Annotated in this window: 8 protein-coding genes; 7 read left to right on the top strand and 1 reads right to left on the bottom strand. The window is 74.3% G+C overall.

Annotated features, from left to right (window positions below):
• Nucleotides 1–32 precede the first annotated feature (32 nt).
• Complete coding sequence (locus ACZ7H1_RS05985; protein ID WP_470784129.1) at nt 33–194, top strand: hypothetical protein; 162 nt, start codon at nt 33–35, stop codon at nt 192–194.
• 124 nt (nt 195–318) lie between these two features.
• On the opposite strand, the gene ACZ7H1_RS05980 is transcribed toward ACZ7H1_RS05985, so the two are convergent.
• Nucleotides 319–3387, bottom strand: a complete 3069-nt coding sequence (locus tag ACZ7H1_RS05980; RefSeq protein WP_470784127.1) for an AfsR/SARP family transcriptional regulator — start codon at nt 3385–3387, stop codon at nt 319–321.
• A 159-nt stretch (nt 3388–3546) separates the two neighbouring features.
• On the opposite strand from ACZ7H1_RS05980, the gene ACZ7H1_RS05975 reads away from it, so the two are divergent.
• The 6 genes from ACZ7H1_RS05975 to ACZ7H1_RS05950 are packed head-to-tail and all read left to right on the top strand — an operon-like array spanning nt 3547 to nt 10405.
• The gene (locus ACZ7H1_RS05975; protein ID WP_470784126.1) at nt 3547–4356 is read left to right on the top strand and encodes a cupin domain-containing protein; all 810 of its coding nucleotides are present in this window, start codon (nt 3547–3549) and stop codon (nt 4354–4356) included.
• 5 nt (nt 4357–4361) lie between these two features.
• Nucleotides 4362–6194 (top strand): asparagine synthase (glutamine-hydrolyzing), encoded by a 1833-nt coding sequence (gene asnB, locus ACZ7H1_RS05970; RefSeq protein WP_470784125.1) that lies wholly within the window; start codon nt 4362–4364, stop codon nt 6192–6194.
• The gene (locus tag ACZ7H1_RS05965) at nt 6191–7246 is read left to right on the top strand and encodes a PrpF domain-containing protein (RefSeq protein ID WP_470784123.1); all 1056 of its coding nucleotides are present in this window, start codon (nt 6191–6193) and stop codon (nt 7244–7246) included. The genes asnB and ACZ7H1_RS05965 overlap by 4 nt, the downstream gene beginning before the upstream one ends.
• A complete protein-coding gene (locus ACZ7H1_RS05960; protein ID WP_470784121.1) occupies nt 7225–8445 on the top strand; it encodes an acyl-CoA dehydrogenase family protein in 1221 nt (406 codons plus the stop codon). The genes ACZ7H1_RS05965 and ACZ7H1_RS05960 overlap by 22 nt, the downstream gene beginning before the upstream one ends.
• Nucleotides 8433–9872, top strand: a complete 1440-nt coding sequence (locus ACZ7H1_RS05955; RefSeq protein WP_470784120.1) for a dihydroorotase — start codon at nt 8433–8435, stop codon at nt 9870–9872. The genes ACZ7H1_RS05960 and ACZ7H1_RS05955 overlap by 13 nt, the downstream gene beginning before the upstream one ends.
• A complete protein-coding gene (locus ACZ7H1_RS05950) occupies nt 9869–10405 on the top strand; it encodes a flavin reductase family protein (RefSeq protein WP_470784118.1) in 537 nt (178 codons plus the stop codon). The genes ACZ7H1_RS05955 and ACZ7H1_RS05950 overlap by 4 nt, the downstream gene beginning before the upstream one ends.
• The last annotated feature ends 2 nt before the right edge of the window (nt 10406–10407 follow it).

Genomic DNA, 10407 nt, shown 5'->3' with positions numbered 1-10407 from the left:
CACCACGGAACCACAGGGGCGGGGATACAGAAATGCGCAGCAAGTTTGCCGGAATCGTCGGGATCATCGCACTGGCCCTCACGGCGGCCTTCGCAGTGACCTACGAAGCGGACGCGCAGGCTTCGGAGCAGTACACGACGACGGCCGACGGCATCGGCCCCGGCGCCCCCAAGCCCGTCAACCCCCGCGACTGAACCCCGCACGCCGGGACACCCGTCCCGGCCCTCACGCCTCACGCCTCACACGGCACGCATCACACGGCACGCATCGGCGGCCCTCCCCCACGGGGCGGGCCGCCGAAGTGCGTCGCCCCGCGCCTCAGAGCGGCCGGCGGGCGTCCTCGGGCACACCGATCGCGTCGAACAGCGCGACGGCCCGCTCCCTGCTCTCCCGCGCACGCGCCGCGTCCCCCAGCGCCTCGGCCGAGCGCGCGATCCCGGCGAGCGCGCGGGCCTCCTCCACCCGGTATTCGGCGGCCGCTGCCCGCTCGTGCGCGCTCTCGTAGAGCTCCAGGGCCCCGGTGTGGTCGCCGCGCTCCAGCCGGAGGTCGCCGATGAGCCGCTCGACGGCCACCCGGCGGGTCAGCGAGGTCCGGCCCCGGACGAGTTCCAGGGCCTTCTCCTCGCTGTGCCGCACGTCCCCGCTCCCCGCGGGCTGCCCCGTCAGCTGCTGCACGGTGGCCATCAGGGCCATCGAGATGGCGAAGTTGTCGGGCTGGCGGGACTCGTCGAAGAGCGCGATCGCCTGCTTGAGGCAGGCCTCCGCCTCCGCGGTCCGCCCCTGGCCGAGCTGCGCGCTCGCCAGGTCGTTGAGCGCCACGATCTCGTTGCCCAGACTGCCCAGTCCGCGCGCGAGCCCGACCGCGCGCTCGGCCGCCGCGACGGCGTCCTCGCGGCGTCCCAGGTTGGCGTACGTCGTACTGAGCGAACAGTGCACGTGGATCTCGGCCCGGACATCGCCGGTCTCGCGCAGGACCTCGACCGCCAGCTCCTGGTGCCTCAGCGCCTCGCCGAACTCCCCGAGGCACGCGAACAGCAGCCCGAGGGCCTCCAGGCAGGAGCCCTCGCCCTGCCGCTCGCCCTGGACCCGGACGAGTCCGAGGGCCTCCTCCGCCACCGCAATGCCCTCCCGGAACCGGCCGAGCTTCCACAGGGCCGGGACCTGGTTCGTCAGGCTGAGCCGCAGTGCACGCGCATCGCCCAGCCGACGGGCCGCGGCCGCCCCCGCCCGCCCCACCTGGAGGTACTGCTCGGTGTAGGTGCGCAGGTTGAGGAAGAAGACGAGGTTGCGCGCCACCCACACGGCGTGCCGCACGAAACCCCCGGCCTCGGCGGCCGTCACCGCGGCGACCAGGGCGTCGCCCTCGCGGTCGAACCACGCGCCCGCCCGTTCGGCGTCGCCGAGGGCCGGCAGCGCCGCCGTGGTGCCCGTCAGCCCGGTCTCGTAGTGCGGCCGGCCCGGGAAGAGCACCGCGCAGGCCGCGTCCGTCGCCGCGTAGAAGTAGTCCAGGAGGCGTTCCAGCGCGGCCCGGTCGTCGGGCTCGGTCTCGCCGTTGCGCAGGCTCTGCGCGAAGCTGCGGACCAGGTCGTGGAAGGCGTAGTAGCCCAGCTCGTGCTGCTGCACCAGGTGCATGTCGAGCAGGTCCTCGAGGAGGTCCTCCGCGTCGCGGGTGCCCGCGGCGAGCAGCGCCGCCGCCGAGTGGACGTCGATCTCCGCGCCGGGGTGCAGGCTCAGCAGCCGGAAGGCGGTCCGGTGTTCCTCGTCCATCGCCTGGTACGAGAGCCTCAGCGTCGCGGCGACGCTGCGCTCGCCCGAACTCAGCTCGTCCAACAGCCGGGTCTCGTCGCGCAGCCGGTCCACCAGGTGCTGGACGGTCCACCGGGAGCGGTTGCGCAGCCGGGCCGTCGCGATCCGCAGGGCCAGCGGGAGGCGCCCGCACAGGGCGGCCAGCTCGCGGGCCGCGGCCGGTTCCCGCTCGGTGCGCTCGCGGCCCAGGGTCTCGGTGATCAGCGCCATGCCGTCCTCGGGGGACATCACGCCGATCGAGATCCATTCGGCGCCGTCCAGCTCGACCAGCCGGGCCCGGCTGGTGACGAGGACCAGGCAGCCGGGCGAGGCCGGCAGCAGCGGGCGGACCTGCGCCGCGTCGCCGGCGTTGTCGAAGAGGAGCAGCAGCCGGCGGCCGACCAGCGTGGCCCGCCACAGGGCGGCCCGCCCCGAAGGGTCCTCCGGGATCCGGTCGCCCGGCACCCCGAGGGTGCGCAGCAGGCTCGCGATCACGGCGCCGGGCTGGAGCGGCTGCTCGCCGGGGGTGTAGCCGCGCAGGTCTATGTGGAGCTGGCCGTCCGGGTACTGCTCGGCGAGCAGGTGCGCCGCGCGGACCGCGAGGGAGGTCTTGCCGGTGCCGCCCATGCCGTCGACGGACACGATCCGGGTGCCCGCGTCGGCGGCGTCCCCGGCGGCCGCGTCCAGCAGGGCGCGCAGCTCCTGCTCGCGGCCGGTGAAGTCGGCGAGGTCGTAGGGCAGCGTGCAGGGCGCGCCGGCCGGGGCCGCGGAGGTCTCGCGGCCGACGGCGGCCGGGGCGGGCGGGGCAGCCGGGGGTGCGGCCGGGGGCTCGGGTGCGGCCAGTTCGGGGCTGTCGCGCAGGATGGCCTCGTAGAGCCGGGTGAGCCGGGGCCCCGGGTCGACGCCGAGCTCCTCGACGAGCAGCTCGCGCACCTTGCCGAACTCCTCCAGCGCCTCGGCCTGGCGGCCCGAGCGGTACAGGGCCAGCATCAGGTGCCCGCGCACGGTCTCCCGGAGCGGGTGCGCGGCGACGGACTCGCGCAGGTCGCCGACGAGCTCGGCGCTCTCGCCGCGCTCCAGGCGAAGCTGGAACAGCTGCTCGGCCGCGGCCAGGCGGCGTTCCTCCAGCGCCGTGGCGGCGGAGTCGATGACCGGGCCGCCGGTCCCGGACAGCACCGGCCCCCGCCACAGCGCCAGGCCCGCGCGCAGCTCGGCCTCGGCGTCGGCCGCCCGCCCCCCGGCGAGCGCCTCCCGGGCCGCCTGCGTGTGCCGGGTGAACTGCGTCAGGTCGAGCCGGCCGTCGTCGACGAGCGCACGGTACCCGGGTCCGTCGGTGGCGATCACGGCGCTGCCGCCGGGGATCCGCTGGCGCAGGTCGGCGACGGCCTTGCGGATCTGGTGTGAGGCGGTTGCAGGTGGTTCGTCCTCCCATGCGGCCTCCACGAGCCTTGTCACGGGAACCACCCGGCCCGGTTCCAGAAGCAAAGTGACGAGCACCCGCTCCTGGATCGGACCGCCCAGTCTCAGCCGGTTCCCCCCGGACCAACCTTCCAGCGGGCCAAGGACGTTGAACCGAACCTTGGCCTCCGTGTGCTCCGCCATGGACCCCCACCTGTCGTACTTGCAAAACCCCAGGCAGGGGCCCCGCTGGTGAAGAGAGTAAAGGGTTCCCGGATCGGGCGGTACTGCTCCGGGAGGTGATCGGGAACCACGAAACCGAAGCTTCACGAGCCAGCAGGAGTGAGTACAGACGGAGCACCGATGAAGACTTTCAGCCACCTCGGCGACGCACAGATCCTCCGTTCACGGGAGTTCGACTTCGCATCCGCGCCGGACGGCAGCGGCACCGAGATCGCCACCCCGGTCAGCCCCGCCGCGGGCGCGACGTTCGTCACGCTGCACGTCGTACGCGTCGCGCCGGGCGCCTCGTGGAGCCCCGAGGACACGCTGGCCGAAGAGAACACCGTGGTCGTCTACGACGGCTCCGGCCGCATCCGCGTCGGCGCCGAGAGCCGCGAGGCGCACCGCGCCTCCGCCGCGTACGCCCCGACCGGCCGGGCCCTGACCCTGACCGCGGGCGCCGACGGCCTGACCGCGTACGTCTGGCGCACTCCGCTGGCCGACGGCCGGACCCCGGGGGCCGACCCCAAGGTCTTCTCCTCGCTGTGGGACGACGAGACCCAGCTGCGCGGCTTCGCCGGCACCGGGCAGATCGCCCCGGAGGAGGCCCCGCGCGCCACCATGAACTTCATCTTCTGGCCGGGCGCCGGCAGCTGCCAGCTGTGTCTGCACTGCGGCATCCAGCAGCCCGGCGAGACCTTCAACGTGCACCTCCACACCCACAGCGACGAGGCGTTCATCGCCTTCGAGGGCATCGGCCAGATGTACCTCGTCGACCGCTGGATCGACGTCGAGGCCGGTGACGTGCTGTACGCCGCGCCCGGCGTGCTGCACGGCGCCCGCAACCCCCACACGGGCCCCGGCGCCCGCCGCTTCGTGACCTGCGGCGGCCCGACGCCCTTCGACCCTGCCCTCTACGACGCCGCCGGCGTCTCCTCTCAGGTGGTCTGACCGACATGTGCCGTATCTACGGATCCTTCAATGCCGGTACGAGCGACCAGGAGCTGCGCACCGTCGCCGCCCTGCTGCGCCACGGCGGCCCCGACGCCCAGACCTTCACCGGGCGGGACGACTGGGCCCTGGGCAACAACCGGCTCTCGATCATGGACCCCGAAGGGGGCGAACAGCCGTACCGGCTGGGCGCCGTCACGGTCGTCTTCAACGGCGAGCTGTACAACCACCGCGAGCTGGCCGCCCGTCTGGAGGCCCGCGGCCACCGCATCCCCGACCAGTGCGACGGCTCGGTGCTGCCCGCCCTGTACCTGGAGTACGGCGAGCGCTTCGCCGAGCAGCTCGACGGCATGTACTCCGTCGCCGTGATGGACCTGCGCGAGGAGCCGAAGCTCGTCATCGCCACCGACGAGTCCGGCATGAAGCCGCTCTACTACGCCTGGGACGAGGCCGGCGGCCGGTTCCGCTTCGCGTCGGAGATCCCCGCGCTGCTGGGCTTCGCCGACGTGCGGGCCGAGGAGGACGAGTTCGGCCTCGACGCCTACCTCGTCTCCAAGACCCCCTTCGGCGAGCGCACGATGTTCCGCGGAGTCCGGGTCCTGCCGCCCGCCGCGACCGCCGTCGTCGGCCGCCGCGGCGGCCTGCGGATCGCCACCCGGCCGCTCGGCCACACCGCCGCGGGCCCCGATGCCTCCCGCAGCCTGGAGCAGGCCGGTGCGGAGCTGCGCGAACTGCTGGGCCAGGAGGTCTCCCGGCTGCTCGTCGCCGACGCGCCCGTCGCCGCCATCACCTCCGGCGGCCTCGACTCCAGCCTGGTGACCGCCCTCGCCGCCCGTACCGCGGGCGACCTGCACACCTTCAACATCGCGTACACCGGCAACTGGCCCTCGGACGAGCGGGCCTTCGCCGCCGAGGTCGCCCGGCGGGCCGGCACCGTCCACCACCAGGTCGAGATCGACCCGGCCGGCTTCCCCGACCTGCTCGCGGACGTGGTCTGGCACCTCGGCCAGCCGAACGCCGACCCGATCACCCTGTCCACCTTCTCCCTCTTCCGGGCCGTCCGCGACGCGGGCTTCAAGGTGGCGCTCACGGGCGACGCGGCCGACGAACTCTTCGGCGGCTACGCCCGGATGACGCAGGCCCTCGCCGCCCCGGCGGGATCCGGCTGGGTGCAGGGCTACCTCGACCACCTCTCCGCGGTCCCCCGCGCCCTGCGCGAGCGCCTCTACACGGATGCGTACGCCGCGGCCGTCCGCGCCCACGGCCCGGCACTTCCCGCCGGGCTGACCGGGACACTGGAGAGGGGCGAAGGCAGCCGCATGCGGCGGATCTGCGCGATCGAGCAGCAGTTCCGGCTGCCGTCGTACCACCTGCGCCGCGTGGACCACCTGTCGATGGCCAGCTCGGTCGAGGCCCGGCTGCCGTTCTGCCAGCCGGACGTGGTGCGCTTCGCCACCACCCTCACCGACGAGCAGAAGATCGACGCGACGGGTGCGGTCAAGCGGGCCCTGTACGCCTCCGCCCGCGGTCTGGTCCCCGACAGCGTGCTCAACCGCCCCAAGCAGCCCTTCACCCTGCCCATCACCGCCATGCTCAGCCCCGGGCAGGCCCTGTGGGACGTGGCACGCGACGCCCTGTCGGAATCCGCGCTGCGCGCCGACGGCCGGATCCGCCCCGAGGTCGTCACCGGCCTCTTCGAGGAGCAGGCCGCCCGCCCGTCCGACGGTGCCTCGCTCGCCCTGTGGGCGCTGATGTCCCACCAGATGTGGCGCGGCCAGTTCTTCGGCCGGAGCGCTGGGACCACGGCGCGCACCCCGTCCCTCCAGGGGGCGCGATGAGCGGCTGGTTCGCCAGCGCGCACGGCGCGCCCTGCCCCACCCTCGTCCTCGACGGGCAGGGGCTCCCGGAGGACGGCGACGCCCTGCTCGACAGCCTGACGGCCATCCGCGCCGACCTGGCCGCCGAGGGCGCGGGGCACGTCCTGAAGAACGCGATCGTCCGCCCGTCCGCGCACCCGCTCTTCGACCTCGACTACCGCTTCGTGCAGTCGCTCCCCCAGTCGTCGGCCTCCTTCGACCTGCGCGGGTCGTGCGGCCACTCGATCCTGGCGGCCGTCGAGGCGGCGGCCCGGTCCGGGATGATCCCGCCGCTGGTCGCCGGCGCCCGGGTGCGGGTGAACGTACTGAACAACGGCGACAACGTCGTCTGCGAGGTGGAGGAGGCCGCCGACGGCGGCACCCGCTTCACCGCGCACTTCCTGTGCACGCCGACCAAGCCGTTCACCGAGCTGCTGATCACGGGCGAGGCCGTCACCGAGGTCTTCGTCGACCGTACGGTCATCCCGGTGTCGCTGGTCTCGATGGGCAATCCGTACGTCTTCGTGCCCGCCGGGCACCTCGGCGTGGAGACCCGCGAGCAGCTCTTCGCGGCGGGCGACGAGCTGTTCGAGCAGTTCGGCCGGATCCGGATCGCGGTCTGCGAGCAGCAGGGCTGGGACCCGTCCGGGGCCTTCCCCAAGATCGCGGCCGTGCTGCCGGAGCCGGGCGGCGCGCTCGCCGTACGGGCCGTCTCGGTGCCGTCGTGGCACCCGACGCTCGCCCTCACCGGAGCCATCTGCCTGGGCACCGCCGCCGGCATCGAAGGGACCGTCCCGTGGTCGCTGGCCCGGCAGGGCGGCCACCGGGGCGGCCTGGTCACGCTGGTGACGCCCGGCGGCGAACTCCAGGTCTCCGCCTCGTCCGTGGTGACCGACACCGGGCCCCGGCTGGCCTGGGTCTCCGTCGCCGGCAAGCAGGTCGACTACCAGGGCTGGGCAGGTCTGCCCGCCGACCACTTCAGCTACCCGTCCCCGTCCGCCGAGGAGCGCGCATGTCTGTCACTGTCAGTCTGACCACCCCCGACACGGGACCCCGGCTGGACTGGGTCTCCGCCGCCGCCCTCGACCCCGAGGTGCGCGACGCCCTGGAGCGGTGCGCCGTGGCCGCGGACCGGACCGGCGAGCCCGACCGGGACGCCGTGGCGGTCCTGCGGGCGAGCCGCCTGCTGGGCCTGGCGGTGCCGCGGGAGTTCGGCGGCGCCGGGGCCGGGCCGGTCGACCTGAACCGCTGCGTCGAGCAGGTCGCCGCGGTCAACGGCTCCGCCGCGATCATGCTCTTCCAGCACTTCGCGGTCAGCAGCCGGATCGTGGAGCAGGGCAGCCCCGCCCAGCACCGCGAGCTGCTGCCGAAGCTCGCCTCCGGCGAGTGGCTCGCCGCCTCCGCGTGGAGCGAGACGGGCGCGGGCGCCAACAAGAAGAACCTGGCCACGCGCGGCCGCCGCACCGGCGACAGCGGCTGGTCCCTCGACGGCGCCAAGGCGTTCACCACCAGCGCCGGTCTCGCGGACGTCTACCTCGTCCTCGCCCAGACCGGTGCGGACGCAGCGGACACAGCAAACACAGCAAACACGGCGAACACGGCGAACACGGCGAACACGGCAGAGGCAGCGGGCGACACCGGCTACGGCGCCGCCGGCCAGACCTTCTTCCTGGTCCGCGGGGACAACCCGGGGCTGGTCCCGGACACCTCGATGCGCCTGTCCGGCATGCGCGGCTCCGCCACCGGCTTCGTCGACCTGCGCGACTGCCGGGTCACCGACGCGGACCGGCTCGGCGCCGAGGGGGTGGCGGCCTCCGTCATCGCCAGGGTCCGCGAGAGCGGCGCCACGCTCGGCGCGGTCGCCGTGGGCCTGGCCCAGGCCGCCCTGGACGCCGCCCACGCGCACGCCCGCAAGCGCGGCCTGCACGTCCACCAGTCCCTGCAGTACCGGCTGGTCGACCTCACCACCCAGGTCGAGGCGGCCCGCGCGGTCGTGGAGCGGGCGGGCCGCCGCGAGTCGGCCGACCCCGGCATGACCACGCTGCACTCCAAGCTCTTCGCCTCCGCCGCCGCCGACCGCGTCGTCTCCGAGGTCGAGCAGATCCTCAGCTCGGCAGGGTACGTCGAAGGCCACCCGATCAACCGGTACGGCCGTGACGCCCGTGCCGTCGCCCTCATGGGCCCGACCAACGACCTCTGCAGGGAACTGGTGAGCATCTCATGGAACCGCTGAACCCCGCCGACGAGCTGACCGGCCGTACGGCCACCGCCGACCTCGTCGTCGAAGGCGGCCGCCTGGTCACCCCCGAGGGCGTCCGGGACGGCTCCGTCGTCGTCCGCAACGGCCGCATCGACGCCGTGCTCGAGCCCGGCGAGCCGCTGCCCGCCGGACCGCGGATCGACGCCGCCGGACGCTACGTCCTGCCCGGACTCATCGACTCCCACGTCCACTTCCGCACTCCGGGCCTGGAGTACAAGGAGGACTGGGAGCACGCCAGCCGGGCGGCCATCGCCGGCGGCGTCACCACCGTCGTCGACATGCCCAACACCCGCCCGCCGTCCCTGGACGAAGCCGACCTGCGCGCCAAGGCCGAGATCGTCGAGGGCCGTTCGTGGGTGGACTACCGCTTCCACATCGGCGCCGACCCCGAGCACCCGGAGGTCCTGGCCACCCTCGACCCGGAAGTGGCCACCTCCGCCAAGGTGTTCATGGCCGGACACCACACCGCCCCGGTCGTCTTCCGGGACTGGCGCGCCCTCGAAGAGGCCTTCGCGGCCGCCGCCCGCGGCAACGTCCAGCTGGTGCTGCACGCCGAGGACCAGCACATCTTCGACCTCCTCGACACCTGGCGCGGCGACCCCGGCTCCTACGACGAGTACGAGCCGCACCGCCCGCGCTCCGGCGCCATCGTCGCCTGCGCCAAGGTGATCCAGCTGGTGCGCACGTACGGCACCCGCGCCCACGTCCTGCACGCCTCCACCGCGGAGGAGGCGGACATGCTCGTGGCCGCCGCCCAGGAGGGCCTGCCGCTGACGTTCGAAGTCACCGGCCACCACCTGTCGTTCACCGACGCCGACACCTGCCGGCGCGGCCCCCGCACCCGGCTCTCCCCCGCCATCCGGGGCCTGACGGACCAGGACCGGCTGTGGCAGGCGGCGCTGACCGGCGAGGCCGCGAGCCTCGGCAGCGACCACGCGCCGCACACCATCGAGGAGAAGAACAAGGTCCCCGCGGACGCCCCGCCCGGCCTGCCCGGCGTGCAGGAGCTCGCCACCGCGGCCTGGACCGGGATGATGACCAGGCGCATCGCCCCCGACGAGGCGGCCGTGCACCTGGCGCGCCTGATGGGCTCGGGCCCCGCCGACCTGTTCCGGCTGCCCGGCAAGGGCCGGCTGGTGCCCGGCGCCGACGCGGACCTCGCGATCCTCGACCCGGCGGAGCGCTGGCAGCCGACCCGGGACGACATCCAGGCCAAGTGCGGCTGGTCGGCGTACGAGGGCTGGCTGTTCCGGGGCCGCTTCACCTCCGTGGTCAAGGGCGGCGAGCCGGTCTGGGACGTGGCCACCGGCTTCACCGGTACCCCCGCGGGCCGCTGGCTCGCCCCCTCCCCCGCCGTGCTGCCCGCAGCGGCCCCGCGCGACCCGGAGACGGTCCGATGAGCGCGGCGCTGCTGGAGCGCCCGGAGGTCACGGCGCAGGAGTTCCGGGCCGCGATGGCCGCCCTCGCCGCCCCCGTGACCATCGTGACCTGCTACGACGCGTACGGCGCCGCCCGCGGGCTGACAGCGAGCGCCGTGTCCTCGCTGTCGCTGGACCCGCCGCTGTTCCTGGTCTGCCTGGACCGCGGCTCCTCCAGCCACGACGCGCTGGCGGGCGCCGGTTCCTTCTGCGTGAACCTTCTCGGCCCCGGGGACGAGGCCCTCGCGATGAAGTTCGCGGGCCGCCCGGACCAGCGCTTCGACGGGGTCCGCCTCGCGCCGTCCGCCGGGGCGGTCCCGGCCCTGGCCGACTCGGCCCTGCGGCTGGTGTGCGAGCGCCACGACGCCCTGGACGGCGGCGACCACACGATCCTGATCGGCCGGGTGACCTCGGTCGAGGGCGACGGGATCGGCGGACTGGACCCGGCGGGCGGACTGGTGTGGCACCAGCGCGGCTTCGCGCACGCCCGCCCGGTCTCCCGTACGGGCGACTGAAC

Source organism: Streptomyces sp. NPDC037401 (assembly GCF_055602345.1).
Note: the sequence above shows the minus strand (reverse complement) of the source record. Positions and strands in the feature narration are given on the sequence as shown.